At 73.6% G+C, this 24,852-nt stretch carries 29 protein-coding genes; 8 read left to right on the forward strand and 21 right to left on the reverse strand.

The genetic code is table 11. The features are described 5' to 3' along the window. The 15 genes from KK617_RS14625 to KK617_RS14695 all read right to left on the reverse strand — a co-directional run. A partial coding sequence (locus tag KK617_RS14625; RefSeq protein ID WP_277500823.1) for a DUF87 domain-containing protein occupies positions 1-1,287 on the reverse strand: 1,287 nt, incomplete at its 3' end. Between the two features lie 81 nt (positions 1,288-1,368). After that, complete coding sequence (locus KK617_RS14630) at positions 1,369-2,214, reverse strand: hypothetical protein (RefSeq protein WP_277500824.1); 846 nt, start codon at positions 2,212-2,214, stop codon at positions 1,369-1,371. After that, positions 2,211-2,417: a hypothetical protein gene (locus KK617_RS14635; RefSeq protein ID WP_277500826.1), complete on the reverse strand. Its 207-nt coding sequence runs from the start codon at positions 2,415-2,417 to the stop codon at positions 2,211-2,213. Before KK617_RS14635 ends, KK617_RS14630 begins: the two co-directional genes overlap by 4 nt. Positions 2,418-2,580: 163 nt before the next feature. Next, positions 2,581-2,805: a hypothetical protein gene (locus KK617_RS14640; RefSeq protein WP_277500827.1), complete on the reverse strand. Its 225-nt coding sequence runs from the start codon at positions 2,803-2,805 to the stop codon at positions 2,581-2,583. 202 nt (positions 2,806-3,007) lie between these two features. Further along, the gene (locus KK617_RS14645; protein WP_277500828.1) at positions 3,008-3,751 is read right to left on the reverse strand and encodes a hypothetical protein; all 744 of its coding nucleotides are present in this window, start codon (positions 3,749-3,751) and stop codon (positions 3,008-3,010) included. Further along, entirely contained in the window at positions 3,748-4,092 is a 345-nt protein-coding gene (locus KK617_RS14650; RefSeq protein WP_277500829.1) for a hypothetical protein, read from the reverse strand. The genes KK617_RS14645 and KK617_RS14650 overlap by 4 nt, the downstream gene beginning before the upstream one ends. Positions 4,093-4,100: 8 nt before the next feature. Then, positions 4,101-4,367, reverse strand: a complete 267-nt coding sequence (locus tag KK617_RS14655) for a hypothetical protein (protein ID WP_277500830.1) — start codon at positions 4,365-4,367, stop codon at positions 4,101-4,103. Between the two features lie 136 nt (positions 4,368-4,503). Continuing rightward, positions 4,504-4,752, reverse strand: a complete 249-nt coding sequence (locus KK617_RS14660; RefSeq protein ID WP_277500831.1) for a hypothetical protein — start codon at positions 4,750-4,752, stop codon at positions 4,504-4,506. A gap of 47 nt (positions 4,753-4,799) precedes the next feature. Further along, the gene (locus KK617_RS14665) at positions 4,800-5,153 is read right to left on the reverse strand and encodes a hypothetical protein (RefSeq protein ID WP_277500832.1); all 354 of its coding nucleotides are present in this window, start codon (positions 5,151-5,153) and stop codon (positions 4,800-4,802) included. Continuing rightward, the gene (locus tag KK617_RS14670) at positions 5,154-5,531 is read right to left on the reverse strand and encodes a hypothetical protein (protein ID WP_277500833.1); all 378 of its coding nucleotides are present in this window, start codon (positions 5,529-5,531) and stop codon (positions 5,154-5,156) included. Beyond that, positions 5,528-5,800: a hypothetical protein gene (locus KK617_RS14675; RefSeq protein ID WP_277500834.1), complete on the reverse strand. Its 273-nt coding sequence runs from the start codon at positions 5,798-5,800 to the stop codon at positions 5,528-5,530. Before KK617_RS14675 ends, KK617_RS14670 begins: the two co-directional genes overlap by 4 nt. Positions 5,801-5,908: 108 nt before the next feature. After that, the gene (locus tag KK617_RS14680) at positions 5,909-6,523 is read right to left on the reverse strand and encodes a hypothetical protein (RefSeq protein WP_277500835.1); all 615 of its coding nucleotides are present in this window, start codon (positions 6,521-6,523) and stop codon (positions 5,909-5,911) included. Further along, entirely contained in the window at positions 6,520-7,134 is a 615-nt protein-coding gene (locus tag KK617_RS14685; RefSeq protein WP_277500836.1) for a DUF4258 domain-containing protein, read from the reverse strand. Before KK617_RS14685 ends, KK617_RS14680 begins: the two co-directional genes overlap by 4 nt. A gap of 456 nt (positions 7,135-7,590) precedes the next feature. Continuing rightward, a complete protein-coding gene (locus KK617_RS14690) occupies positions 7,591-7,803 on the reverse strand; it encodes a hypothetical protein (protein WP_277500837.1) in 213 nt (70 codons plus the stop codon). After that, the gene (locus KK617_RS14695; RefSeq protein WP_277500839.1) at positions 7,800-8,570 is read right to left on the reverse strand and encodes a BRO family protein; all 771 of its coding nucleotides are present in this window, start codon (positions 8,568-8,570) and stop codon (positions 7,800-7,802) included. The genes KK617_RS14690 and KK617_RS14695 overlap by 4 nt, the downstream gene beginning before the upstream one ends. 652 nt (positions 8,571-9,222) lie before the next feature. Between KK617_RS14695 and KK617_RS14700 the strand changes: the two genes are divergently transcribed. The 4 genes from KK617_RS14700 to KK617_RS14715 all read left to right on the forward strand — a co-directional run bounded on the left by KK617_RS14700 (position 9,223) and on the right by KK617_RS14715 (position 11,082). Beyond that, positions 9,223-9,756 (forward strand): hypothetical protein, encoded by a 534-nt coding sequence (locus KK617_RS14700; protein ID WP_277500840.1) that lies wholly within the window; start codon positions 9,223-9,225, stop codon positions 9,754-9,756. A gap of 29 nt (positions 9,757-9,785) precedes the next feature. Next, the gene (locus KK617_RS14705; protein ID WP_277500841.1) at positions 9,786-10,004 is read left to right on the forward strand and encodes a type II toxin-antitoxin system HicA family toxin; all 219 of its coding nucleotides are present in this window, start codon (positions 9,786-9,788) and stop codon (positions 10,002-10,004) included. Between the two features lie 19 nt (positions 10,005-10,023). Beyond that, entirely contained in the window at positions 10,024-10,593 is a 570-nt protein-coding gene (locus KK617_RS14710; protein ID WP_277500842.1) for a hypothetical protein, read from the forward strand. A gap of 72 nt (positions 10,594-10,665) precedes the next feature. Then, positions 10,666-11,082, forward strand: coding sequence for an ImmA/IrrE family metallo-endopeptidase (locus KK617_RS14715; RefSeq protein ID WP_277500843.1), 417 nt, complete (start codon positions 10,666-10,668; stop codon positions 11,080-11,082). Positions 11,083-11,089: 7 nt separating this feature from the next. Here the strand turns inward: KK617_RS14715 and KK617_RS14720 are convergent, their stop codons facing one another. Beyond that, positions 11,090-12,337, reverse strand: coding sequence for a tyrosine-type recombinase/integrase (locus KK617_RS14720; protein ID WP_277500844.1), 1,248 nt, complete (start codon positions 12,335-12,337; stop codon positions 11,090-11,092). A gap of 422 nt (positions 12,338-12,759) precedes the next feature. Here KK617_RS14720 and KK617_RS14725 point away from each other — a divergent pair, with 422 nt between their 5' ends. Then, positions 12,760-14,049, forward strand: coding sequence for an HNH endonuclease signature motif containing protein (locus KK617_RS14725; protein ID WP_277500845.1), 1,290 nt, complete (start codon positions 12,760-12,762; stop codon positions 14,047-14,049). A 340-nt stretch (positions 14,050-14,389) separates the two neighbouring features. Here the strand turns inward: KK617_RS14725 and KK617_RS14730 are convergent, their stop codons facing one another. After that, on the reverse strand, positions 14,390-15,463 hold the full coding sequence (locus KK617_RS14730) for an alkene reductase (RefSeq protein WP_277500846.1): 1,074 nt from the start codon (positions 15,461-15,463) through the stop codon (positions 14,390-14,392). Positions 15,464-15,606: 143 nt separating this feature from the next. On the opposite strand from KK617_RS14730, the gene KK617_RS14735 reads away from it, so the two are divergent. Beyond that, entirely contained in the window at positions 15,607-16,860 is a 1,254-nt protein-coding gene (locus KK617_RS14735; RefSeq protein WP_277500847.1) for a DUF4032 domain-containing protein, read from the forward strand. Between the two features lie 9 nt (positions 16,861-16,869). After that, on the forward strand, positions 16,870-18,105 hold the full coding sequence (locus tag KK617_RS14740) for a GNAT family N-acetyltransferase (protein WP_277500848.1): 1,236 nt from the start codon (positions 16,870-16,872) through the stop codon (positions 18,103-18,105). A 33-nt stretch (positions 18,106-18,138) separates the two neighbouring features. Here the strand turns inward: KK617_RS14740 and KK617_RS14745 are convergent, their stop codons facing one another. From KK617_RS14745 to cysS, 3 genes are read right to left on the reverse strand one after another with little or no spacing between them, the layout of a single operon-like run. Next, a complete protein-coding gene (locus tag KK617_RS14745) occupies positions 18,139-19,797 on the reverse strand; it encodes a metallophosphoesterase (RefSeq protein WP_277500849.1) in 1,659 nt (552 codons plus the stop codon). Next, positions 19,794-20,753, reverse strand: a complete 960-nt coding sequence (gene rlmB / locus KK617_RS14750) for a 23S rRNA (guanosine(2251)-2'-O)-methyltransferase RlmB (RefSeq protein WP_277500850.1) — start codon at positions 20,751-20,753, stop codon at positions 19,794-19,796. The genes KK617_RS14745 and rlmB overlap by 4 nt, the downstream gene beginning before the upstream one ends. A gap of 1 nt (position 20,754) precedes the next feature. Then, positions 20,755-22,206: a cysteine--tRNA ligase gene (gene cysS, locus KK617_RS14755; protein ID WP_277500851.1), complete on the reverse strand. Its 1,452-nt coding sequence runs from the start codon at positions 22,204-22,206 to the stop codon at positions 20,755-20,757. A 130-nt stretch (positions 22,207-22,336) separates the two neighbouring features. Between cysS and KK617_RS14760 the strand changes: the two genes are divergently transcribed. Beyond that, a complete protein-coding gene (locus KK617_RS14760; protein ID WP_277500852.1) occupies positions 22,337-23,698 on the forward strand; it encodes a peptidase C39 family protein in 1,362 nt (453 codons plus the stop codon). 9 nt (positions 23,699-23,707) lie between these two features. Here KK617_RS14760 and KK617_RS14765 read toward each other — a convergent pair. Next, positions 23,708-24,852 (reverse strand): molybdopterin-dependent oxidoreductase (locus KK617_RS14765; RefSeq protein WP_277500854.1); only part of this gene is annotated, 1,145 nt, incomplete at its 5' end.

The following is a 24,852-nucleotide window of genomic DNA, read 5'->3' on the forward strand; positions in this document are numbered from 1 at the left end:
GCCCCACTGGCTCTTCGTGAGCCGGAGGGGCGCCATCCGGCCGAGGGCCTCGACCATGCGGTGGGCGCCGGACCGGAGTCGGACGTCGGTGGTGGGGCTGACGGCGGCCGGGGCGCGCGGCGCGGGCACCGCCGCCGGGCGGGGTGTCCGCAGCGGGGCTGTGGCCGGCGGGCGGGGCGCCGAGAGGGCGTCCAGGGTGCGGGCCAGGTGCTCCAGTTGCCGACGGACCGGCTCGAGCGTCTCGTGCAGGTCGGTGACGTGGGCGGGGTCCAGTACCGGCACCTCGACCTGTTCCACCTCCCGCGGCTTCGCGCGCTCTTCGGCCAGGGCCCGCTCCAGGTCGCGGATCCGGGCGCGCAGCTGCTTCGGGTCGTCGGCCTTGGCGCGTTCGACGGTCGCGGTGATCCGCTCCCCCAGCGCGGCGAGGTCGACGTCGGCAAGCCTGGTCGGGGTGCGGCGCTGCTCCCCCGGCTTCGGGGTGGCTGAGGAGTCGAAGGTCGTGCGGCGGCGGACCTGGACCCGCTCCAGCAGGTTGAGCCAGCCCGGGGACCACACCCACGCCGTACCGACCGGCAGCGACGGCAGCGACGCCTTCACCTCGGCGGCCTGGTCCTCGTCGGCGTGGAGGCGGACCCACTCGTCGATCGCGGCGACGTCGCGGGGCCCGGTCATGCCGAGCGCGATGAGGACCTCCGCCTGGGTGAGGACGTCCTTGTTGAGCACGGCGGGGCGCTGGGTGATGAGGGTGACGCCGATCCCGCGGGCGCGGCCGCGGCGCACGAGGTCCTCCATCGCCCCGAGGAGCCGGGCCCCGTCGGCCTGGGTGCGCTGCGGGGCGTAGGCGTCGGCCTCATCGACCACGACGTGCAGCGCCTCGCGGTTGCGGTGGTAGAGCCGCTCCAGGAACGGCGCCATGAACCGGCGAGCAGCCGACTTCGACAGCCCCGACATGTCGAGCACCGCGGGGAACCGGCCCTCGACGATCACGTCGGCGACCGTCTCGCCGGCGTTCTCCTCGAGGGGCACGTCGGCGTGGTCGCCGCCGAAGATGACCGCGGGCACGCCCGGGCCGGTGCCGTCGGCGTCGGAGCGGATGCCCCACCACACGCCGACCGGGTCGATGACCACGACCGGGAGGCCGGCGGCGGTCATCTCCTCGACCATCACCACCGCGGTGCTGGTCTTGCCCTTGCCGCGCTTCGCGAGGATCGCGAACGTCTCCGTCACCGCCTCGAGCGGCAGGGTGAGCGACTCGGAGATCCGCAGGCCGTCGGGTGTCGGGGGCATGTTCGTCATGGTGCCGCTTCCTGGTGTCGGGTGGGACCGGTGGCCCGCGTGGTGGTGCACCCGGTGCGAGCGGGCGGTGGACTAGCGCGTGATGGCCCTGGGGTCGGTGGGGTAGCCCTTCGGTGTGCAGCCCCACAGGTGGCCGTCGGAGCGGTCGCATTCGGGGCGTGGGCAGCCGTGGCTCTGCGTGTAGCAGGAGGAGTACTGCCGGTGCTGCGCGAACACCGAGGGGCAGTCGGAGTCGACTGCCCCGAAGCACTCCGCGGTGCCGTCGCGGTGGGTGATGACCTGGCCCGCGCACTTGAGCGTCAGCAGCGACCGGGGGCGGCCCGGCTCGTCGGCTACCCACAGCTCCTCGTACGCCGCGGCCCCGTGTCGGCACTTGCGCCGGAGGTGGAAGGTCGGGCCCTCCGCGAGTGGGTTCTTGACGTTAGGGCCGGCGAAGGTGATCGACCGCTGCCGTGAGGTGACGGGCTCGTTGCAAGCCGGGCAGCAGCCCGGCATGAGCTGCATTTCGCGCTCGGCGCGGGCCAGTTCCTTCGCGGCCCACGCTTCCTGGTCGGCCAGTAGGCAGGGCCATGGGTGTCCGCAGCACGAGCAGAGCGGGACCCGGTCGCTGGTGTACGTCGGGAACCCGGGGTGGTACCCGACGGGCACGGTGATGCTGGCCTCGCCGCGCTTGTTCTCGGCAGGGTGGGGTTCGCCGTGCGCCCTGCGCAGAAGGATCCGGAACGGGCGCACCCGCTCGCGGAACGCTTCCTTGTAGGTGCGGAGGGTGGCGGCGTCGTCCGGGCTGAGGTCGGTGTCGGCGATGTCGTCCACCCGGGCGACGTGCCAGGCGCGGCGGTCGACGGCGATGAGGTCGCCGACGTTCGGGCGTCGACGTCGCTGGTGATGACGGTCGACGCCGGCCGGGTCCCAGTTCATGCGCGGAACGGGTGGTTGTCGTGGTAGCTCGGCCGCGGCTTCTTCGGCGCCCACCGGATCCCGCAGGTGCCGCAGTGGTGGGCGCCCGTGTGGTCCCGAGGCTGGTTGCAGCCGTGGGTCACGTGGCCGGTGTCGCGCTTCTGCGGGCCCGCCGTCGGCGTGGTGTCCGTGCAGGTACGGACCGCGATCGTGGCGTCGTTCATCGTGCGTGCCCTCCTGGGGCGATCGGGCCCAGCCTCGCCCGGACGACGAGGCCGGGAAGGTCGGTGGGTCCGAGGTCGGTGACGACGTGCACGACCGCGGTGTCGCAGGGGTGAGGCGGGTCGGCAGGACGGACAAGGAGCTGGCACTGGCGGCAGCGGCGGATCACGGCGGCGTGACCTTGCGGAGCGGGCCCCACTTCTTCTCGACGTGCTCTCGCGGGAACGGCCGCGTCTCGGGCTGCTCGTACATCAGCCCGTCGGCACGCGAGGTCCACACGTCGCCGAAGCGGTCCACCCACGATGCGCCGACCTCGTGCAGGTCGCATCGCCCGTCGCAGGCCCCCGCTTCGGGGCAGTCTTGCTCGCGGCCGTCTGGGGCCGGGGTCATCGGGCACCGCCCTCGGGCCAGCACACCTTGCAGCGGTCCTCGGGCGCGGTCTGCGCGACGGGGATGCGCTCGGTCAGTCCCTTCGCCCTTGCGGTGACCCATGCATCGCAGGCCGTCGCCAGGTCGCCAGGCTCGCGCGGATGGACGGCAAGGACAGGTCTGTGCGCCTTCCCGCGCTTCGGGTGGCGAATCGCTTCCGCGCTCATCGGTCGCTCTCCGTGCCCTCGGGGGTGGCGGCGGGCTGGTCAGCGAGCAGGGCGCGGACGAGCGGCATCCGGCGCACCTCCTGGGACCGGGTCTGCGAGCCGACGACGATGTGCGGGTCGTGGTACCAGCGCCTCCACCACGTGTCGTCCTGATCGTCGGAGGGCTGGGGCTGGTGCCAGCCGTCGTCGTGCGACGTCCCGCCGATCCGTGCGAGGCGCGTGTTGAGAGCCGCGGTCGCGGCCTCGCGGGACTCGGCGACGCACTCGATGGTGCCGTCGCTGATCGCGACCCACACGTCCGCCTGCACGCGTGCCGCGAGGTCGGCGTCACCCGAGGGCGCCGGACGAGCAGCGAGGGCGTCGAGCACGGCGTCCACTCCGGCGGTCGCCGCGAGCCAGGCGAACCAGGACCACTCGCCCTCACCTGCTGCGGCTGCGGCGTTCTCCTCGTACTCGTCGCCCCGAAAGACGTCACGGAGCGCCTCGGCCAGCGCGTCGCGGTCGGGGGCCGGGGCGACCGGCTGGGCGGCGAGACGAGCAGCCAGGGCGTCGCGTTCGGCTCGCAGGCTTCGAGCAGTGTCTACGGCTGACGGACCCGTGATGAGCGTGCCGAGTGGAAGACCGAGAGCGCGGCCGAGGTCTTGTAGGCCGTCGAACAGCGACGTGGCCTCTGCCTTCCACCGCTTCAGCCGCTCGATCTCGGCGCGCAGTGCGGGCAGATCGGGGGTCGAGGCGCTCATCGACTCACCACCGTGATCGGGAAGGCTCCCGGGGTCTCCGCGGTGACGGCGGCGCCGTCGTCGGCCCAGGTGATCCACCAGCCCTCTGGCGAGCTCGCGGGGATGGTGGTGATGGCCCACCGGTGCTCGACGGCCGCCGCCTCGTACCCCAGGGCCTCGCCAGCGAGGTCGAGGTCCATCGCGTTGACCGCGGCGGCGAAGGTGTCGGGGTCGACGTGGCCGTAGGCGAACACCCACTCGGCCCGCTCCTCCTCGCACAGCGGCACGCCGCCGTACGTGTAGCCGCAGCCGGCGGCGAACTCCTCGGCGGTCAACGACGGGTGCTGCGTGGTCTCGGGCATGGGTGCTCCTAGGGATCGAACAGCGCGGGCTCGACTGCGCGGGCGAGCCGGACGTCGGCTTCGTCCGCGAGCTGGGTCCACTGCTCGCGCTGGGTGTCGGTGGGGATGGGGGTGCGGTGCGGCTCGTGGCAGGCGCAGGGACACCGGTCGTGCCCGAGGTCGCAGCTGTCGTGGCGCTCGGCGAGGCAGGACCACGACGCGAGGTGCGCGAGGTCGTGTCCGGTCTTGGCCGCCATCGCCCGGGCGTGGTCGCGGAACGCGGCGAGGTCGCTCACGGCGCTGCCCGGCTGGGGCACGGGCCGTGCTCGATCGGCGCGACGTCGTGCATGTAGCAGCGGGCGCAGACCGGGAGCCCGTCGACCGGGGAGATCGCGGTCACCTGGCAGCCGTAGCAGCGCGGGCAGGGCGGCATCACGCGTCCCCCGGTCGGCCGTGGGTGTGGACGCGGTGGTGCGGGTAGCCGGCGACGAGCTCGCGGGCCTTGGGCTCGGTGACCTCGAAGCGGGCCATGAAGTGCTGGACGAGGGGCTCGACGCGCCACGCCTGGTCGGCGACCACGACGAGCGCGCCGGTCGCTTCCTGCGTGAACGGGGGCCGGTCCTTCACCTCGAGCGGGACGGCCCGGCCGGTGGCGTGGTGCTTGGCGAAGTGAATCCGCACCGAGCAGCCAGGCTCGCGACACCAGATGCCCCGCTGGGCGGCGGGGCTCACTCGGCGTGCTCGAGCGACCGCTGCGCCCGGGTGGCGAAGCAGTCGCGCCACTCGGGGCGCCGGTCGATGAGGAGCCGGGCGTAGAAGGCGGTGTAGTTGTTGTTCAGCCGGTACGGGTCGCCGGCGGTCTGGATGCCGGACTCCCACCGGAGCCGCTCGAACAGCGCCTTGATGCCGACGCGGTCGTGGTGGCGGAGCCACTGCGCGGCGAGGCGCTCCAGCGCGTCCGCGACGTGGGGGTTTGTGGCGTGGAACAGCTCGAACCTCTCCGCCGGCGTCAGGTGCGCGGCGTACTCCGGCTCGACGACCGGCGACAGGTCGAGTTCAAGCTGGGCGGTGTCGGTCGGCATTCAGACCACCCCCCTCAGGGTCGGGAACGGGATGACGACGGCCCGCATCGGCGGCGGGACGGGCGGCCGCGGCGTGCCGTGGTGGTCGGCGAGCGCGGCGTGCAGCCGGAGCAGCGGGGCCTCGTTGGCGTGCTGCGTCCGGGGCGGGCCCATGTAGGTGCCGGTGCGGCGGGCGGCGTCCCAGGCGTGGGCCATGGCGCGGGCCTGGTTGGGGGTGAGGCGCATCGACACCTCGCCGTAGGGCTGGATGGTGACGTCGAGCGCGCCGGCGGGACCGTGGTCCTTCGCGGCCAGCATGAGGTGGCTGAGGGTCGCGAACGAGGTGGTGAGGACGACCTCGTTGCGGTCGACGTCGACGACGAACCGGTGCTCGATCACGCCTGCACCGCCGTTCGCTTCGTCCGGCGGCCGCGGGCCGGCGGGGTGTAGGGCGGGCGGCCCTCTTGCGCGGCGCGGCGCTGGACCGCGCGGCGGGCCGCGGCCTCGTGCAGCTGGTTGGAGCGGCGGATGCGGCGCCGCTCGCGCCGGCGGGCGCCCTCCTCGACGGCCGCGACGATGAGCAGGCAGACGACGACGGCGAGGAACACCCACTTGAGGGCCCACACCACCGCCCACAGGGTTGCGAGCCAGTCGGTCAGGTCGTGCATGGCGTAGCCTCCTGGGCTGTCGGGTGGGCCCGTCCCTGGGATCCCTTCGCGTGGCGGGTGCGAGCCGGTACGCGGAGGTCGGGGACGGGCCCGCTTCGTGTCTGGGGGTCAGCGGGTGAGGTTGAAGCCGGCGAAGAGGTCCTGCTTCTCAAGCCAGCGGGCGCGGCGGCGGTCGGACTCCTCGCGGCGGGCGGCGTCGTAAATCTCGGCGCGCTCGGCGGTCTCCTGCTGGCGCAGCGCGACGCGATCGGCGCGTTCGACCGCGGAGAGGGACGCAGTGACGGCGTCGGCGCGGCGCCGGATGAGCAGGTCGTAGAGCGACCCGTCGTAGCCGTGGACGTCGACGGGCCGGGACAGGCCGCCGATGCCGAGCAGCACGAGCGCGACGAGCCGCACGCGGTCGACCTCGGCCGGGGTGCGGGCGAAGCAGGCAGCGAGCAGCAGCTCGACCGGGGTGTGGTCGGAGTACGCCGCGGCGACGTCGTCACGCGCGGCCGGGACGCCGCCGGCGAACGCGACCGAGCCGCATGTGCGGCACGGCCGACACAGGCCGTGGCTGAACAGCCGACCGACGCCGTCGAGCAGGAGCAGCCGGTCACGGGTCCGAACCCGGCACACCGGCCGGCCGGGGAGGCGGCGCCCGTCGGCGGGCAGCGGCCCGTCGTACAGGTGGGCCACCCGGGAGCCGGGCAGCGCCGCGAGCCGTGCGCCCGGAGCGATCACGTCCCGACCCGCTCGGGCATCCGAGCCCGGTGCTGGGCGAGCGTCCCGCGGTACACCGTGACGACGACGCGGTCGATGGCGTCGACGACGGCGAGCACACCGGGGCCGGCGTAGATCGGGCGGTCGCGATCGAGGGAGACGTCGAGCGGGTGGCGGATGGTCTCGCGGAGCTCGGCGGCGGTCACCCCCCGCTCCCGCATCCGCTGGCAGGCGTGCGGACTCACCGTCCACCCCGGGAGGGCCCCGACGCGACGGGCCTCGTCGAGCAGCTGGCTAGTGGCCTTGGCCGTGGCGCCGCGCTCGCGCCGCTCGGCGCGGATCAGCGCCCGCAGAGCGCGGTCGTTCTCCCGCTCAAGTCGGGCGGTCTCCTCCGCCCGCTGCTGGCGGGCTGCCTCTCGCTCGGTGCGCCGCCGGTTGGCGGTCTTGACCTCGATGCCGAGCGCCCGCTGGGCGTCGCGGCGGATCTTCGACAGGCTCCACCCGGAGCGGCCCCCGAAGATGATGGGCTCGGCGGCGTCGGGGTGGGTCGCGGTGTAGCGCGAGCCCTCGGTGTCGACGTCCCAGCCCTCGCGGTCGAGCCAACGGAGCGCGGTCTTCTTGTCGTCGACCATGGGTCCTCCTCGTGCTGGGTGGGAGTGGGCCTGGCGCCCCCGCTCGGTCGCGGGCCGTCGCCGCACTTCATCTGCGGGGCGGGGGCTCTGTTCTTGGGGTGCACGGGCGGGTCGCGGGACCTACCGCGTCGACCGTGCTGGCGCTGCAGCGCGCCGAACCGGGCGGCGAACCCGGTGCACCACCCCGTTGCCTCCGTCGGGATCCCCTGCGACCGGGGTCCTTCGACGGGTGTGGCGACCGCCCCGCGTAGCCGCAGTGGTCGGGGCGTCCCGTATCGGGTGGTGCTTCTCGCTGTTGAGTTCCCGCGGTCGAGGGGAAGGCGCCGTTCGTACGCGTCCCTCGGTCGGGGTCCGGCCGGAGCCGGGAACCGTCGCCCTCGGTCACGGGTATGAGCCGTGGCCGAGGAGACCCCGTGTCGTCGCGGGGCCTGGTGGGTGTGCAGGTGGGGTGCGCCCTCAGGCGCTGAGCAGGGAGCGGAGGAAGTCGCGGACGTCCTCCTCGAGGTAGACCCGCTTGCCGGCGGGCTCCCCCGTCTTCTTGTTCACGCCCGACTTCTTCGCTCGCAGCCGGCCGGTCGCGACCGCCTGATCGATCGTGTCCTTCGACAGACCGGTCGCCTCGATGAGCTCGGCGGTGTCGTACGCGAGCTTCGGCTTCGCGACGCTCACGACGGCACCACCGCCAGCGCCCGCTCCCCCATCACGGCCCGGAGCCGCTCCAGCCCCTTCGGGGTAACGCGGATCTGCGGATCGCCCTGGTGGCGCTCGCCGGTCTTCTCGTCGAAGTAGCCGGACGTGACGCGCTCGACCAGCCAGCCGGCGTTGACCGCGGTCTGCATCGCCTGCCACCGCCCGCCGCGGCGGAAGGCCCAGCCGTTGTCGGCCAGCCACGAGTAGAGGCGGCGCGGCCCGGTGACGATGCCCGCGCGCCGGAGCAGCTTCGCTGCGTCGGAGACGGTGAAGTCGCCCTCGGCGGCGGACAGGTCCTTCCATGCGCCGGCGGGGGCCTCGAGCTCGCGGGCCCGCTCCTCCGCTGCCTCGGCGCGTTCGGCGGCCTGGGCCGCGAGGGCCAGCAGCTTCGACGACGGAAGCGCCGCGAGCATCTCGACGTCGGAGCCGTAGCGACCGGTCCTGCGGATGGCGGGGAGGACGTCGTGGGTGACCCACCGTTTGAACGCCTTGGCCTCCGGCTTGCGGCTCCGCATGATCAGCGAGTAGAGCCCGGCCTCGCTGACGCACACGAGCTGCTGGGCGCCGCCAGGGGTCTCAACACTCCTTAGACCCCTCTCGTCGTCGTCGAGGCCAGCGACGGCCATGCTCGGGTTGCTGTGTTCGAGGACTGCGCACACGTCGGCTGCGACGAACCAGGGTTCCCCGTCGACCGAGATCGTGCGGACCTCGTGCTGCGCGTACGAGTACGCGGTCAAGATGCCCATCAAGATGCCTTCCGCTGCGGCTGCTGAACGTTTCGGCCAGCGTCGTTGGAAACTCGGACCAGGAAAAGATCGTCAACGCCCACGCCGAGGTGGTTCGCGATCCGAAGAGCCGGGTCCGTCGAGAGTGACCGCACCTGTCCAGCCAGGAGGCGGTTCATGTACGAGTGCGACCGCCACCCGGCGACCTTGGCGAGCTGTCGCGCCGAGACCCCCTGGATGACCATCAGCTTCGCGAGCTGCTTTCGGTCCTTCAAGAGCATGTAGATCTCCGGCAGTGGGATGGGTTGGGGCGATGTCGCCACGGTACGTCTCCGTCGGTCTGTGTGTCCAGCGTTGTCGGACATAGTTTTCAACGGCAGTGTCCACTCGTCAAGTCTCAGAGCCGACCTGCGCCTTGAAACTGCGCCGCTGCGTCGAATTACGGGTCTGTTGTTCGCTACCTTGTGGTGTCCACAATTTCCGTCAGCGTCGCTGGACCCTGTGTCCGGCCGCGTTGCGCCCGAGCAACGCCCGCGAGGAGCATCGAGCCATGCGACCGACCACGAAGCAGCCAGGTGCCGTTTGGGCCCTGCTGGAGGACTGGTCGAGCCGCCACCCCCTGAAGCCCAAACAGGGCCAGATGGCGGGGATGTTGGGCATCTCGACTTCGCTGATGAGCGCCTGGAAGCACTGCGAGTCGACGATCCAGCCCGACGACATGGAGAAGATCGTCCGCCTCACCGACATCAGCTGGGAGCAGCTGAGCGAGGCCGTGCGGACAGACCTTCCCCGCGTGCAGGAGTTCGTGGCCAGCCGGCGCCTGAAGCTCGTCGGGAGCATTGCCGCCCCGACTGCTTCATTCGCTGCCAAGACGGAAGGAGGTGGGGCACGTGCAGGAGGTGCCGCCGCCACCAAGGACGCGGACGAGGCCCGCGCTACCAACCTCGATGACCTGCTGGAGGGGCTGACGCTCCCCCAACGTCGCGAGCTTGAGGTCTCCGGCCTGTCGCCGGCGGCGCTCGCGATCGTCGCGGGCCTCCTGCGGGAGGACCCCGACTTCGAGAGCGCCGCCGCGGCCGCCAAGCTGCGCATCGACGAACCCGGCGGGCAGGAGGCGTTCACCTACCTCGACCGCGCCACCCGCCGCGCGGCACGGAAGCGTCCCGGGCGTGGACCGAAGGGCCGGCGGGAGCAGGACCCGGACTGATGCCACCCCTGGCGCCCGGGTTCGGCGAGATGAGCCCCAAGACCTTGATGCGGCTGCTGCAGCGCGAGTTCGGGTATGTCGTCGTCCGGGGCGCCGGTTCGCATCAGCGGTTGAAGTCGCCGACCCACCCGCCGATCACGCTCGCGATCCACGCGAAGGGGCTAGGCCCAGCGCTGGTGCGCAGTATCCTCGTCAAGCAGGTTGGACTGACGCTCGAGGAAGCCCAGGAGGTGGTGAAGCGTGCCTGATCGACGTGTGCATGTGTTCATGACCGACGAGGGCGAGTACGGGCGTTCGGCGACGAGCCCCCAGCTGCCCGGCTGGGTGGCCGCTTACCCGGATGACGTGGTCGCGGCGCGGGAGTACCAGCAGGACCTGAAGCGGGCGCTGCCCGACCGGACGCCGACCAACGTGATCGGGCACTGGCAGGTCCGCGGAGTCGATGTGCGCGGCCAGGAGTACGTCATCCGGTGGCAGACCGATGACCAGCCGGAGGCCCGCGTCGTGGCCGGCAACCGGGTGCAGCGGATGCTGCAGGACGAGAACGCCATCGACCAGCTCCGGACCCACGAGCCGGACGCGACCGGTGTCGTGACGTACGTCTGCTGCCTGTCGAGCGACACGTTGGGGTGGGTCGTCGAGCAGCTCGACCCGCGCGGCGACAACGTCGTGGTCGTCGCGGCAGTGGCCGACAGCATGGTGTTCGGCACCCAGGTCGCCACCGATGACCACACCGGCCACGGCTGGGAGTCCTTCGAGGCGCTCGGTCTCACGATGGACATGACGGTCGGCCGGCTGATGGTCGGCAATCTGGCCAGCGCGAAGGTCACGGTCTAGGACTGTCGGCGGCCCCGCCTACCTTCGTCCCTCATGCGGGGGTCGACGACGCGGTTCAATCCGTGGCACAGAATGCGGGCACTGGGTCCCTCGTGGAAGCTGCGTTGGCTCCCCCTCGACGGCGACACCTACGGCTACACGTGCCACGACACCCGCACCATCACGCTCCACACGGACATGTCGTTCGAGGAACGGCGGTGCACCGTTGCTCACGAGGTCGAGCACGCCCGCCGGGGGCCGACGTCGCTGTGCAGCGACATGGCGGAGGAGCTGGAGGTCGACCGGGCCGTCGCGAGGCTCCTGGTGCCGTCCATCCGGGCGCTGTGCGATGCGCTGATCTGGCACCGCGGTGACTACGAGCGGGCCGCCGAGGAGCTGTGGGTCGACCCCATCATCCTCGAGGTGCGGCTGAGCGCCCTGACGACGAGCGAGGCCGGCTACTACCAGGCGCGGATGGCCGACGCGATCTTGATGCTGGGCGACGAGTGACGACGCCCTAGTCCTCCCCTGCGTTGAGCTGAAGCGGTGCGTCGGCGGGTGAGGTGAACGCGGCCTCGACGCCCTCGAGTGCGGCGGTGAGCGCGTCAGAGCGGGCGGTCATGTAGCCGCGGCTGGTGACGATCGAGGAGTGGCCCAGGATCGCGGTGATGATGACCGGGTCGACGCGCGCCTCGAGCAGCAGCGTGGCGGTCGTGTTGCGGATCTCGTGGCCGTAGTAGTGCCGCCCCGACGGGTGCTTCACGTTCGCGGCGTCCTGCAGCGCGCGCCACACTTTGGAGTCGTCGGCCTTGTCGATCGGCCACCCGTCCTCACGGCACCACAGCAGCCCCCACGGGTTCCGTGGCCGGGCCGGGTCGTCGAGCCACGTCTCGAGCGCAGCGCGCACGGTGGGGACCATTGGGATGACGCGGTAGCCCTTGCTGGACTTCGGGCGCACCAGATGGAACCGGCCGCGCAGCCGCTTCGCTTCGTAGCCGACGGGGATGACGAACCCCTGGCTGCGGTCCTGCTTGTCGGCGTAGGTGAGGGGTTGGAGCTGCCAGTCGATCGTGAGGGTGTTGGCGACCCAGTCGATCGAGTCCTCGGTGAGGCCGAGGACCTCGCCCTGGCGCAGGCCCTGGTAGAAGGCGACGAACCAGCGGACCCCGCCGGGCAGCTCGCGGGCGTGCGCGAGCGCGGCCACGGCCTGCGCGGTGTCGAGGGCTTGGCGGTCGGTGACGGGCTGGGAGGGTGCCTTCATCGCGAAGATGCCGGGAGTGATCGGGTAGCCCTCCTCGGACGCGTCGCGCAGGCACTTCACGAGGCACCGCTGCACCCGCAGCGCGCTGGCGTCGCCGGCCTTCGCCCGGGTCTTGGTCGCGACGCGGCGCACGTCGCGCGGAGCGAGGTCGACGAGCCGCTCGGCCCCGATGGTGGGGACGACGTAGTTGCGGACCGCCCAGCGATCGCTCTCGTAGGTCTTCGGCCGCACGGTGGTCTGGCGCTCGGTCAGCCACTCGTCGGTCCACTGCTTGACCGTCATCCTGGCCTTGGCGGCGTCGGTGATGCGGCCGGCGTTCGCGGCGATCTCGGCCTTCTTGTCGCGCAACTTGCGGCGGACCTCGGTCTCGGTCTTGCCGGTGACGGTGACGCGGCGGCGCTTGCCGGACGCGGTGTAGCCGGCCTCGATGGTCGCGACCCAGCGGCCGTCTGCGCGCTGGTAGACCGACCCGTCGCCGTACGCCTGTGGCTTCTTCCTGGACACGGTCTCATCGTACGCCTGATGACAGCCATTCTGACAGCCATGTGGAACCCCTGGGACCGGCGGGCCCCAGCCTGTTTGTGCAGGTCAGCGGCCTATGACCGCTTCATTCCGGCCCGGGGTCTCTACCTTGTAAAGAAGATGTCGCGGGTTCGAATCCTGTCACCGGCTCCATCCTCCTTGGCGACGCGTCGTCGCGGGCCGCGCGCCCGGCTCGCGTGCGTCGAGTCGTCGCGAGCTGCACGCGTGGGTACGCCGAGTCGTCGCAAACTGGACGCGGTGGGATGGCGAGTCGTCGCAACCTGCACGCGTGAGTGCACCAAGTCGTCGCTAGCCACACACGCCGTCTGAACTGCGCAAATGCAACTTCTGGAGAAGCGTCGCTCGGACCCAGGAATGTCGGTGGTCCCTGGTGTCATGGACTCATGACCGAGACGACGCTGCACCCCCTGGCCGGGGTCGTCGCGCGTCTCGACGAGGATCTCGACGACGGCTTCGAGCTCGGTCTGCTGACGCTGGGCCCTGCCGAGACCGGCACGGCCCTCGTCGAGCTCGAGCGAGCCGCGAACCGCCTCGCCGCGCTGCAGTCGCGGCTCTTGGCCCACGCCAGCGAGGTGCGCGTCGAGGATCAGACGGGGGCGCCGTCGACAGCGGTGTGGTTCGCGAACGCCACCCGTGTCTCGCGGGCGGAGGCCCACCGCCGGGTGCGCACCGCGGTCGCCGCCGAGGAGCAGTACGCCGCCCTCGCCGCCGCGGGCTCCTCCGGCGCAGTCTCGCCCAGCCAGACCGAGGTGATCGCGCGGGCGCTCGACGACCTGAAGGCGGGCTCGGGCCAGGCCGAGGTCGACGCCGACGTCCTCGTCCAGGCGGAACAGGCACTGGTCGGCTTCGCAGCCAGTCACGACGCCAAGGCCCTGCGGCTCCTGGGCCGTCGGATCCTGGACATCGTGGCCCCCGCCGTGGGTGAAGCCCGGGAGGCGGAGCTGCTGGCGCAGGAGGAACGCGACGCCGCCGCGAAGATCCGGTTGACGATGCGCGAGGACGGTCAGGGCTGCGTCCACGGCCGGTTCACGGTGCCGGAGATGCACGGCGCGATGTTCGCGAAGATGCTCGACGCGATCGCGTCGCCGCGACGTCACCACCTCCGCCGCGATGAGGCTACTGACGACGCCGCCGACGCCAGTGAACGCGTGGCGGACCCGCGCCCGTCCTGGGAGCGCCGCGGCCAGGCGTTCCTCGAGCTCATCGAGCGGATGCGCGACGTCGACCTCCCCGACGCCGCCGGAGCCGGCGCGACGGTCGTCGTGACCATGCAGGTCGACACCCTCACCGGCGGCCTTGCCGCGGCGTCGCTCGACACCGGCCACCGCATCTCGCCCGGCGAAGCACGCCGCCTCGCCTGCAACGCCGACCTCGTACCGGCGGTGCTGGGTACGAGGAGCGAGGTGCTCGACCTCGGACGCGCCTCCCGGTTCCACAGCAGACCCCAGCGGATCGCGATGATCCTGCGAGACGGCGGCTGCACCGCCGAGGACTGTGACGCACCACCGCACTGGTGCGAGGCCCACCACGACGACCCCTGGTCACGCGGAGGAGGGACATCAGTGACGCGCGGCCGGTTGCTGTGCTGGCGCCACCACCGCGTCGCCCACGACCCGACGTACCTCACCGAGACACTCGGCACCGGCAAGCTCAGGTTCACCCGGCGCGTCTGATCAACCCGCGCGCCCGAACCCCCGGTTGTTGAGGTGGGTTGCTCTGGCAACCCCTCGAAACCACGCCCGGGAACCTGACGTGGTTTCGAGGGCCGCCGGGGCGGCCACCTCAACCACCGCACTGCCGCGCGGCTACCTCAACCACCGCACCGCCGGGCATGGCGTTGACCCGTCCGGACCACGATCTCGACCACCACGAGACGATCGTAGGAACGCCGCGGGAAGCAGTAACGCGGTGTCCCGGCGTCTTCCCACGCGGTCTACCGCGTGTGCAGACGCCCGGACACCGCGTTACACGGCGCCGCGCTCAGGCGCTCAGGCGCTCAGACCTCGCGGCCCCTCAGGCGCTCAGCGTCGGGTAGTCGGTGTAGCCGCGGGCGCCGCCGGCGTAGAACGTCGACGCGTCGGGCTCGTTCTCCGGGTGCTCGTGGCGCCAGCGCTCGACGAGGTCGGGGTTGGCGATGGCCGGGCGGCCGACGGCGACGACCTCGGCGTGGGCGGCCTCGACGAGCTCGAGCGCCTCGGCGCGGGTGGTGACGGTCCCGAAGCCGCTGTTGGCCATCAGCGGGCCGTCGAAGCGGCGGCGCAGCTCCTGCACGAGGTCGCCCGCGGGCTCGCGGTGCAGCACCGACAGGTAGGCCAGGCCGAGCGGGCGCAGCTGGTCGAGCAGCGCGCCGTACGTCGCGAGCACGTCGTCGCGGTCGGGCTCGAGGGCGTCCTGGATGCCGTGCTCGGGCGAGATCCGCAGCCCGACGCGACCGGCACCGACGGCCTCGGCGACGGCGGTGACCACCTCGACGACGAAGCGGGCGCGGTTCTCAGGGCTGCCGCCGTACTGGTCGTCGCGGACGTTCGCCGCGGGCGAGAGGAACTCGTGCAGCAGGTAGCCGTTGGCCCCGTGCACCTCGACGCCGTCGAGGCCGGCGGCCACGGCGCGGCGGGCGGCGGCCACGAAGTCGTCGCGCACCTCGTGGGCCTCGGCGACGGTGAGGGCGTGCGGCACCGGGTAGGGCTGCTTGCCGTTCTCGGTGTGCACCGAGCCCTGGATGGCGATCGCGCTGGGCGCCTCCACGCGACGGCCGCCGTTGACGTCCGGGTGGGTCACGCGGCCCCCGTGCATCACCTGCATGACGATCTGCCCGCCGCGCTCGTGCACCGCGTCGGCGACGCGGGCCCAGCCCGCCTGCTGCTCGTCGGTGACGATGCCGGGCTGGCCGACGAACGCCTGCGACGCGGGACGGGGGTAGGTGCCCTCGGTGACGATGAGGCCGAGGCCCGCGCGCTGGGCGTAGTGCTCGACCAGCAGGTCCCCGGGCACGCCGGACGCACCGGCACGCATGCGGGTCAGGGGCGCGAGGGCCACGCGGTTGGCGAGCCGCAGCTCGCCGAGGGCGACGGGGGTGAAGAGGTCCACGAGGGGCTGGAACGGCCGGGCGCCCCGGCCGCATTCCGGTCCGCGCTCGACTGCGGCGCGCGTCACACCCCCGGCCCGACCGACCCCGCGACCCGCGCCCCCGCCGGCGCGCCTGGCGTAGGGTCGCCCGCGGAGGTCCTGCCATGGCACTGCGCATCGTCGCGAACCGGCCCGATCCGGCGCTGGTCACCCTGCCGTGGTCCACGCCGCTCGAGGAGTGGACCGAGCACGTCGTCCCGCTCCCGCGCGGCCTCTCGCGCCACGTCGTGCGCATCGTGCAGCTGCCGGGCCGCGGCGGCCGCCCGCCCGCGACGTACGCGGTGAAGGAGACCCAGGAGCCCCTCGCCTTCCGCGAGCACCGCCTGCTGCGCGACCTGCGCCGCGCCGGCCTGCCGTCGGTGACGCCCGAGGCCGTGGTCACCGGCCGCACGGCCGCCGACGGTGAGCCGCTGCCGGCGGCCCTGCTGACGCGCCACCTCCGCTTCTCGCTGCCCTACCGCAGCCTGTTCTCCCACGGTGCCAGCACCGACGACGTCCCCTCGCTCGTCGACGCCCTCGTCGTGCTCCTCGTGCGGCTGCACCTGCAGGAGTTCTACTGGGGCGACGTCTCGCTCTCCAACGTGCTCTTCCGCCGCGACGCGGGCGGGTTCGCGGCGTACCTGGTGGACGCCGAGACCGGCGAGTGGCGCTCACCGCTGTCCCCCCGCCTGCGGGAGTACGACGTGGAGGTGGGCTGCCAGAACGTCTTCGCCGAGCTCATGGACCTCCAGGCCGCCGGCTCGCTGTCCGCCGACTTCGAGCCGCGCAGCGTCGTGACGATGCTGCAGGAGCGCTACGACGCGTTGTGGAACGAGCTGACCGGCGAGGAGGAGTTCGGCACCGACGAGATGTGGCGCATCGAGCAGCGCGTCGAGCGCCTCAACGCCCTCGGGTTCGACGTCGAGGAGCTCGACATCGTCACCGACTACGACGGCGACCGGGTGCGCATCCAGCCGCGCGTCGTCGAGGCCGGCCACCACCGTCGCGAGCTGCAGGCCCTCACCGGCCTCTCCGTCGAGGACGCCCAGGCCCGCCGCCTGCTCAACGACATCGCGGCCTTCACGGCCCACTTCGGCCTCGGCGGCACCGACCGCAGCCTCGTGGCCCACAAGTGGCTCAACGACGTCTACGAGCCGCTCGTGGCGATGATCCCGCCCGACGTCCGCGGCCGGCTCGAGCCGGCCGAGGTGTTCCACGAGGTGCTGGAGCACCGGTGGTACCTCTCGGAGCAGGCCGGCCACGAGGTCGACATCTTCGCGACCGCCCGCGACTACATCGACACGGTGCTCACCGGGCGGCCCGAGGAGGCCGTCGCCGCGACGGAAACCGGGTCGAGCGAGGCCGTCGGCGCCCCGTAGGTTGCCCGCATGACCCTCGACGTGCGTCGCCTCGGTCCCGACGACCCGGAGGCGGTGACCGCCGCCTCCCGCGCCCTGGGCGCCGAGGCCTTCGGCGCGATGCCGCCCGGCGCGACCCCGCCGCCCATGCCCGCCCCCGGCAGCTGGCCCGACGGCGTCGGCATGTGGGCGACCTTCGACGCGGCCGACCCGGACCCGGCCGACGGCAGCCCGCGCATGGTGGCGCGGGTGCGCACCCACGACTACACGTCCTGGTGGGGCGGCGCCGCCGTGCCGACCTGCGGCTTCGCCGGCGTCGTCGTCGCGGCCGAGCACCGGGGCCGCGGGCACCTCGCCGAGCTCCTGCGCCGCTCGCTGGGCGAGGCGGCGGCCGCCGGGGCCGCGGTCAGCACCCTCTTCCCGACGGCGCCGGGCATCTACCGCGGGTTCGGCTACGAGCTCGTCACCTCTTTCGACACCGTCGAGCTGCCCGCCTCCGAGCTCGCCGGGGTCCGCCCCGCGCCGTCGGTCACGGTGCGCCGCGCCCGCCCTGGCGACCTGCCGGCCCTCACCGCGGCGTACGACGCGTGGGCGTCGCAGCAGAACGGCCCCCTGACCCGCCGCGGCCCGCTCTTCGCCGAGGAGACCCTGCTCGACGACGTCACCGGCGTGAGCCTGGCGGAGACCGACGGCCCGGACGGCCCGCGCGTCGTCGGGTACGCCGCGTGGCAGCGCGGCACCGGCTACGGCGCCGACCGGGTGCTCGAGGTCGAGGACCTCGTCGCGGTCACCCCCGACGCCGCGCGGGCGCTGTGGCGGGTGGTCGGCTCGTTCTCGTCGGTCACGGGCCGCGTGCGGCTGCACACCTCCGACCCCGACACGGCGCGGCTCGTGCTGCCCTCGCTGGCCTGGCAGCGGGTCGAGAGCCACCCCTACATGCTGCGCCTGCTCGACGTGCCCGGCGCGCTCGTGCCCCGCACGTTCGCCGTCGATGGCGAGGCCACCTTCGCCGTCACGGGCGACCGCCTCGGCCTCGTCGACGGGACCTGGCGGCTGCGCGTGGCCGACGGCGTCGCGGAGGTCGAGGCGACCACGTCCACCACCGCGCCCGTGCTCACCGTCGCCGGCCTCTCCCTGCTGTACGCCGGCGCGCAGGGCCCTGCGAACCTGCGGGTCGCCGGCCACCTCGAGGGCCCGACGACGCACGACGCGCTGCTCGCCGCCTGGTTCGGCGGGCGGCAGGTGCACGTGCGCGACTACTTCTGAGCCGCGCCGCGTCGCACCCGGTCGGGCCCGGGCTCAGCCGGTGGCGCCGTCGTCCGTGGGCCCGGCCGTGTCCTCCGGGGCCGCGGGCTGCTCGGGGACCTCGGTCGGGACGTCCGTCGGCTCGCCGTCGGCGCCGGTCGTGGTCGGCGCGTAGTCGAGCTCGACGTACTCCCCCACGTCGAAGCGGCCGTTGGTCTGCAGCACCACCCACTGCAGTCCCACGGGGCGGCCGTCGCGGTAGGTGAGGAGGGTGGTCTCCGCGGGCCGGCGGGGCTTGCTGCCGACCGCGATCGCGTACGCCGCACCCCCCGTCGTACCGCTCGTGTAGGTGTAGCCCACCTCGCCGTTGGCGCCCTCGACCGCGGTGGGGCCGGAGCGGACGTGGATGTGCCCGCCCACCACCAGGTCGACGCAGCCCTGCGCCAGGGCGTCGCGGCCGAGCGCGGCGTCGTGCACCAGCAGGGTCGCGACGCGCTCGTCGGCCTCGCAGGCCGCCTCGGTGACGAGGTCGCGCACCTCGCCGAAGCTCAGCCCGGTCTCGTCGCGCCAGTTGCCGAGGCCGCTCGAGCGCGGGTCGTCGACGCCCAGCAGCGTCGCCCCGCCGGGGCCCTCGACGACCTCCCCGTCGACCGGGCGCTCCCACCCGGCGTCGGCGAGGTAGTCCCCGACGAAGTCGCCGTTGTCGTGGTTGCCCGTGATCGAGTAGCGCTCCAGGTCGCCGAACGCCGACTGCAGCGAGTCGAGGCTGAACGCCTCCCACGGCTGGCCCGTCGAGGTGTCGTCGCCGGCGTCGAAGACGGCCGTGGCGCCGCCGGCGTCCGCGATCGCCCGCGCCACGGGGTCCATGCCGATGTTGTCGTGGCGGTCGGAGACGAGCACGACGACGGTCTCGTCCTCCTCCGGCTGCCGCACCTCGAGCTCCGCGGCCTCCTCCGCCGCGGCGGAGTAGAACTCCAGCGAGGTGTCGTAGGTGGAGATCGCGCTCTCCACGAGGCGCCGGGTCTGCGCGGTCACGACGTCCTGGCGGATCTCGACCGCCTGCGCCTCGGCGGGCAGCGGCACGGCGTCGCCGAGGAAGTCGCCGAGGCCCTGCCAGGTGTCCTCCTCCTGGGCCTGCGCGGTCGTCGCGGCGTCGGGGTCCCACGGCTGCACGAGGAGCACGACCGCGGTCGCGCCCGCGGCCACGACCGCCACGCCCCGCCAGCTCGCGACGCCCCGCAGCAGCTGGCGCCGCCGCACCGGGCCCAGCAGCAGCCACAGGGCGACCGGCACGGCGCCCACCACCGCGCCGCGCAGGGCGGCCGAGAGCGCCATGTCGGTGACGAGGCCCGTCACCTTCTCCACCTGGCCCTCCGGCTGGGAGGCGATGAAGGCGTAGCGCTGCACCAGCTCGTCGGTCGAGGTCACCTCGGTCTTGCCGAGCTCGAGGTCGACGCCGACCCGGCTGTCGAGGGGGACCCGCACGTCCGGCAGCAGCGCGCCCGGGCGGATGACGGCGTACGGGTCGAAGGTCGGGCGCACGACGGCGTCGTGGCCCGCGACCACGGTCTCGCGGCTGCTCCCCAGGAACAGGACGACGGCGACCACCGCGGCGACCACCGCCCACGTGGCGACGGCCAGCGCCACCGCCACGACGGCCCCGGGCCGCCGCCACCAGCGTCGCCGGGGGGACGCGGCCACGCTCACGGTCACGCCGAGGCCCGCGCCTGGCTCACCGCGTAGAGGGCCACCGAGGCCGCGACACCGGCGTTGAGCGACTCCAGGTCGCCCGCCATCGGGATCGACACCAGCTGGTCGCAGTGCTCCTTGACGAGCCGCGAGAGGCCCGCGCCCTCGGAGCCGACGACGACCACCAGCGGGCCGTCGCCCAGCTCGAGGTCGGGCAGGGAGACGTCGCCGTCCGCGGCCAGGCCGACGATCATCAGGCCCGCGTCGGCGTACGCCTTCAGCTGCCGGTTGAGGTTGACCGTCTGCGCCACCGGGATGCGGGCCGCCGCACCGGCCGACGTCTTCCACGCCGAGGCCGTCATGCCCGCGGCGCGGCGCTCGGGGATGAGCACGCCGTGGGCGCCGAAGCCCGACGCGGAGCGGATGACCGCGCCCAGGTTGCGCGGGTCGGTGACGGAGTCGAGGGCCACGATCAGCGGCGGCTCCCCCATCTCGTCGGCACGGTCGAGCAGGTCGTCGGGGTGGGCGTACTCGTACGACGGGATCCGCGCCGCCATGCCCTGGTGGACCGCCCCGCCGGTGAGCCGGTCGAGCTCGGTGCGCGAGACCTCGGCGATGGCCATCCCGCGGTCGGCGGCGAGCCCGAACGCCTCGCGGAGCCGACCGTCGCGCTCTGCGCCCTCGGCGACGTAGAGGGCCGTGGCGGGCACGCCCTCGCGCAGCGCCTCGACCACCGAGTTGCGCCCGGCGATCCACTCGGCGTCGCTGCTGCCGCGGCGCCGCTGCGCCGGACGACCCGGGCTCGACGAGCGCTGCGCGGCGTTCTTCGCCTTGTGCGCCTTGTGGTAGGGGCGGTCCTCCGCCCGGGGCGTCGGGCCCTTGCCCTCGAGCCCGCGGCGCACGCGCCCGCCGGACCCCGCCGTGGGGTTGCCCTTGCCCGTCTTCTTGATCGCGCCCTTGCGCTGCGAGTTGCCCGCCATGTCAGCCCTCCCGGCCGTCGGTCGTGCTGTCGGTGCTTGCCGCGAGCGCCCACGTGGCGCCGTCCGGCCTGTCGGTGACCTCGATGCCGGCGGCGGCGATCCGGTCGCGGATCGCGTCCGCCGTGGCGAAGTCCTTCGCCGCACGGGCGGCGGCACGCTGCTCGAGCAGGGCGCCGACAAGCACGTCCAGCGCGCTCGTCAGCCCGGCGTCGGCCGCGGCGCGCGGCCACACGTCGTCGGCGGGATCGAGCCCCAGGACGCCCAGCATCGCCCGCACGGCGACGGCGTGGCGCAGGGCCGCGTCGCGGTCCCCGTCGGCCAGCGCCCGGTTGCCCTCGCGCACGACGTCGTGGAGCACACCCACGGCCGTCGAGGTGCCGAGGTCGTCGTCCATCGCCGCCGTGAACGCCGCGGGCAGCGCGGCCAGCAGGTCCTGGCCCGGGTCGGTCGACCCGACCGCCGCGGCGCGCTCGAGGAAGCCCTCGACCCGGCCGAACCCGGCGGCGGCCTCCGCGAGCGCCTCGAAGCTGAACTCGACGTGCGAGCGGTAGTGCGCGGCCACGAGGTAGTAGCGCAGGTCGATGCCGCGGAAGCGCTCGAGGATCGCGGGGATCGACAGCGTGTTGCCCAGCGACTTGCTCATCTTCTCGCCGGCGGTGGTGATCCACGCGTTGTGCATCCAGTACGACGCGAACGGGTGCCCCGCCGCGCGCGACTGGGCCTGCTCGTTCTCGTGGTGGGGGAAGCGCAGGTCGAAGCCGCCGCCGTGGATGTCGAAGGCCTCGCCGAGGTACTTGCCGGCCATCGCCGAGCACTCGACGTGCCACCCCGGGCGGCCGCGTCCCCACGGCGAGGGCCACGACGCGGTGGCGGGCTCGTCGGGCTTGTGGCCCTTCCAGAGCGCGAAGTCGCGGGGGTCGCGCTTGCCGCGCGGGTCCGCGTCGGCCGCCGCCTCCATGTCGTCGACGCGCTGGCGGGTCAGCTCGCCGTACGCCGGCCAGGAGCGGACGTCGAAGTAGACGTCACCGGAGCCGTCGTCGGCGGCGTAGGCGTGGCCGCGCTCGACCAGCAGCGCGATGAGCTCGAGCATCTCGGGCACGTGGCCCGTGGCCGCCGGCTCGTACGTCGGGGGCGCGACGTTGAGGGCGGCGTACGCGGCGCTCAGCTCGCGGTGCATCGCCTGGGCGTGCGCGTACCAGGGTCGACCGGCGGCCTGCGCCTTGGCCAGGATCTTGTCGTCGACGTCGGTCACGTTGCGGATGAACGTCACCTCGAGGCCGCGTGCGGTGAGCCAGCGGCGCAGGACGTCGAAGTTCACCCCGGAGCGCACGTGGCCCACGTGGGGCTCGGACTGCACGGTCAGCCCGCACACGTAGACACCGACGCGACCCTCGACCAGGGGCACGAAGTCACGGACCTCGCGGGCAGCGGTGTCGTACAGCCTCAGCGTCACCCGCACGATTCTAGGTGCGACGCGGGGCTGCGCCGACTCCGCGCCACGCGCGACCCCACGGGCCCCACGCGTCACGACGACCTCATGCGTATCGGCTGACACGACGGCGGGGCCGTCGTACCCTCGAGCGGTGGACCAGCCCACCTCCTCCCCGGCCTCTCCCGCGTCGACCCCTGCGTCGACCCCTGCGTCGGCCCCCGCGCCGACCGCCGCGTCGACCCCCGCCGCCGCCCTGCACCGCCGCACCCTGCTGCGCGCGCCCGCCGTGGTGGCCGGCGGCGCGGCCGCCGCGACCCTGGTCGGCACGGCCTCGCCGGCCGAGGCCGCCGCGGGCGACCGCCTCGTGATGTACCGCAACTGGGAGGGCCCCCGCCTCCTGCGGCAGGGCGCCCTGGACCGGGTCGTCATCGACTCCGCGGGCCGCCTCGCGCTGGCCGCGAGCCCCCGCCTCACCACGACGCTCAACGGCCGCGCGTACGTCGGCGGCGCCTGGCACTCCCCGTGGATCACCGAGTCCTTCGGCTTCACCGAGCTCGTGCCCTCCTGGAAGGCCGAGACGCCCGGCGACAGCTTCGTGCTCGTCGAGGTGCGCGGTCGCGACGCGTCGGGCCGCCTGTCGAGCTGGGACACGCTCGCCCGCTGGGCCACCGGCGACTCCAAGGTGCGGCGCACCTCCTTCACCAGCCAGAGCGACGACATGGCCTCCATGGCGGTCGACACGTGGAGGGCGAACAGCGCCACCGGCCTGCGCGGCTTCCAGCTGCGGGTGAGCCTCTACCGGCTGCGTGGGGCCACGACGGCCAGCCCCACCGTCACCGCCATCGGCGCGATGACGTCGCGGCTGCCCTCGACGTGGCGCGCCTCCGCCCCGCTGGGGATCGCGCGCACCCTGCCCGTGCCGCAGTTCTCGCAGATGATCCACAGCGGCCACTACCCGTCGTACGGCAACGGCGGGGAGGCGTGGTGCTCCCCCACCTCGGTGTCGATGGTGCTGCACTACTACCGCGCCCTGCCGTCCTCGAGCGCCTACTCCTGGGTGCCCGCCGGCCACACCGACCCGTGGGTCGACCACGCGGCGCGGATGGTCTACGACGCGGAGTACCGCGGCTGTGGCAACTGGCCGTTCAACACCGCCTACGCCAACCAGCGCGTCGCCTCTGCCTTCGTGACCCGCCTCCGCAGCCTCCGCGAGGCCGAGGAGTTCATCGCCTACGGCATCCCGCTGGTCGCGTCGATCTCCTTCGCCCGCGGCGAGCTGGACGGCTCCCCCATCGGGGCGACGAACGGCCACCTGCTCGTCATCGCCGGCTTCACGCCCGAGGGCGACGTCGTCGTCAACGACCCGGCGGCGCCGCGCAACTCGTCCGTGCGCCGCGTCTACCAGCGGGCGCAGTTCGAGCGGGCCTGGCTGCCGCGCTCGGGCGGGCTCGTCTACGTCATCCGCGACGCGGCGACGCAGCTGCCGCCCCGGGGCACCCGCCGCAACTGGTGAGCCGGGTCGTCACGCCTCGGGCGCGACGACCTCGAGGGTGACCTCGTGCAGGCCGGTCGCGCCGGCCCCGTCGTCGGCGACGACCCCCTCCTGCACGCCGCCGAGGCGGTCCCGCACGCGCACGTGCACCCGGTGGCTGCCCGCCTCCAGCTCGACGGCGGCGCGCCACTGCGCCCACGCGTCGTCGAGACGTACGTCGCCCAGCACCGCCCGCTGCCAGTCACCGCCGTCGACCGCGACCTCGACGGCCTCCACGCCGGCGGGCGGGGCCCAGGCCGTGCCGGCCACGTCGACCACGCCGGGCGGCACCTCGGCGCCGTCGCTGGGCACCTCGATGCGCGACGCCAGCCGCACGGGCGCCGTCAGCGGCCGGTCGGCGTCCCACGAGGGCTCGAGCACCTCGAGCCGCGTCACCTCCCAGTCGACGACCCACTTGCAGGCCGCCACCCCGCCGTACAGCCCCGGGACGAGGGTGCGCACCGGGAAGCCGTGGTCCAGCGGCAGCGGCTCGCCGTTCATGCCGAACGCGAGCAGCGCGGAGCGGCCGGGGTCGCCGAGCACCTGGGTCGGCGTGACGCAGCGCCAGCCGTCGGCGCCCGTCTGCACGACGGCGTCGGCGCCGGGCAGCACGCCGGCGCGCTCGAGCAGCGCGCTCGTGGGCACGCCGCTCCACCAGGCGTTGCCGACCCGGGTGCCGCCGACCTCGTTCGTCAGCCCGACGAGCGTCGTCCACTGCTCCCGGGTGGTCATGGCGATGAGCTCGGCGAAGTCGACGACGACCTCGCGCTCGACCTCGCCGTGGATGCGCAGCGCCCAGTCCTCCGCCGGGGTGGTCGGCACGACGATGGCCGAGTCGACGCGGTAGAAGTCCTCGTTCGGCGTCTGCCACGGAACGACACCCAGCACCCCGACGCCGGCGCCCGCCGGCACCCGGGGCTCCGTGACCATCGTCAGGCGCAGCAGCCGGCGGCCCTCCTCGACCGCGCGCCGCCCCCGTCCGACCACCTCGCCCGTGACGGCCAGGACGACGCCGACCACCGCGACCGCGCCCGCCGCCGCGAGGAAACCGCGCCGCCCGGTGAGCGCGGCGACCCGGTGCCCCGTCGGTCCGCCCGGGACGGCGGCGCCGTCGGGGGCGGCGTCGGGGGCGGCGG

Origin of the sequence: Nocardioides sp. ChNu-99 (assembly GCF_029493445.1) — a bacterium.
In the GTDB taxonomy this organism is placed as follows: domain Bacteria; phylum Actinomycetota; class Actinomycetes; order Propionibacteriales; family Nocardioidaceae; genus Nocardioides.

Bases quoted from the DNA above. Each gene is read 5' to 3' on its own strand.
- KK617_RS14630 (WP_277500824.1), bottom strand. From the start codon at position 2,214: ATGAACTGGGACCCGGCCGGCGTCGACCGTCATCACCAGCGACGTCGA.
- KK617_RS14635 (WP_277500826.1), bottom strand. From the start codon at position 2,417: ATGAACGACGCCACGATCGCGGTCCGTACCTGCACGGACACCACGCCG.
- KK617_RS14640 (WP_277500827.1), bottom strand. From the start codon at position 2,805: ATGACCCCGGCCCCAGACGGCCGCGAGCAAGACTGCCCCGAAGCGGGG.
- KK617_RS14645 (WP_277500828.1), bottom strand. From the start codon at position 3,751: ATGAGCGCCTCGACCCCCGATCTGCCCGCACTGCGCGCCGAGATCGAG.
- KK617_RS14650 (WP_277500829.1), bottom strand. From the start codon at position 4,092: ATGCCCGAGACCACGCAGCACCCGTCGTTGACCGCCGAGGAGTTCGCC.
- KK617_RS14665 (WP_277500832.1), bottom strand. From the start codon at position 5,153: ATGCCGACCGACACCGCCCAGCTTGAACTCGACCTGTCGCCGGTCGTC.
- KK617_RS14675 (WP_277500834.1), bottom strand. From the start codon at position 5,800: ATGCACGACCTGACCGACTGGCTCGCAACCCTGTGGGCGGTGGTGTGG.
- KK617_RS14685 (WP_277500836.1), bottom strand. From the start codon at position 7,134: ATGGTCGACGACAAGAAGACCGCGCTCCGTTGGCTCGACCGCGAGGGC.
- KK617_RS14695 (WP_277500839.1), bottom strand. From the start codon at position 8,570: ATGGGCATCTTGACCGCGTACTCGTACGCGCAGCACGAGGTCCGCACG.
- KK617_RS14700 (WP_277500840.1), top strand. From the start codon at position 9,223: ATGAGCGCCTGGAAGCACTGCGAGTCGACGATCCAGCCCGACGACATG.
- KK617_RS14705 (WP_277500841.1), top strand. From the start codon at position 9,786: ATGAGCCCCAAGACCTTGATGCGGCTGCTGCAGCGCGAGTTCGGGTAT.
- KK617_RS14710 (WP_277500842.1), top strand. From the start codon at position 10,024: ATGACCGACGAGGGCGAGTACGGGCGTTCGGCGACGAGCCCCCAGCTG.
- KK617_RS14715 (WP_277500843.1), top strand. From the start codon at position 10,666: ATGCGGGCACTGGGTCCCTCGTGGAAGCTGCGTTGGCTCCCCCTCGAC.
- KK617_RS14725 (WP_277500845.1), top strand. From the start codon at position 12,760: ATGACCGAGACGACGCTGCACCCCCTGGCCGGGGTCGTCGCGCGTCTC.
- KK617_RS14735 (WP_277500847.1), top strand. From the start codon at position 15,607: ATGGCACTGCGCATCGTCGCGAACCGGCCCGATCCGGCGCTGGTCACC.
- KK617_RS14740 (WP_277500848.1), top strand. From the start codon at position 16,870: ATGACCCTCGACGTGCGTCGCCTCGGTCCCGACGACCCGGAGGCGGTG.
- rlmB (WP_277500850.1), bottom strand. From the start codon at position 20,753: ATGGCGGGCAACTCGCAGCGCAAGGGCGCGATCAAGAAGACGGGCAAG.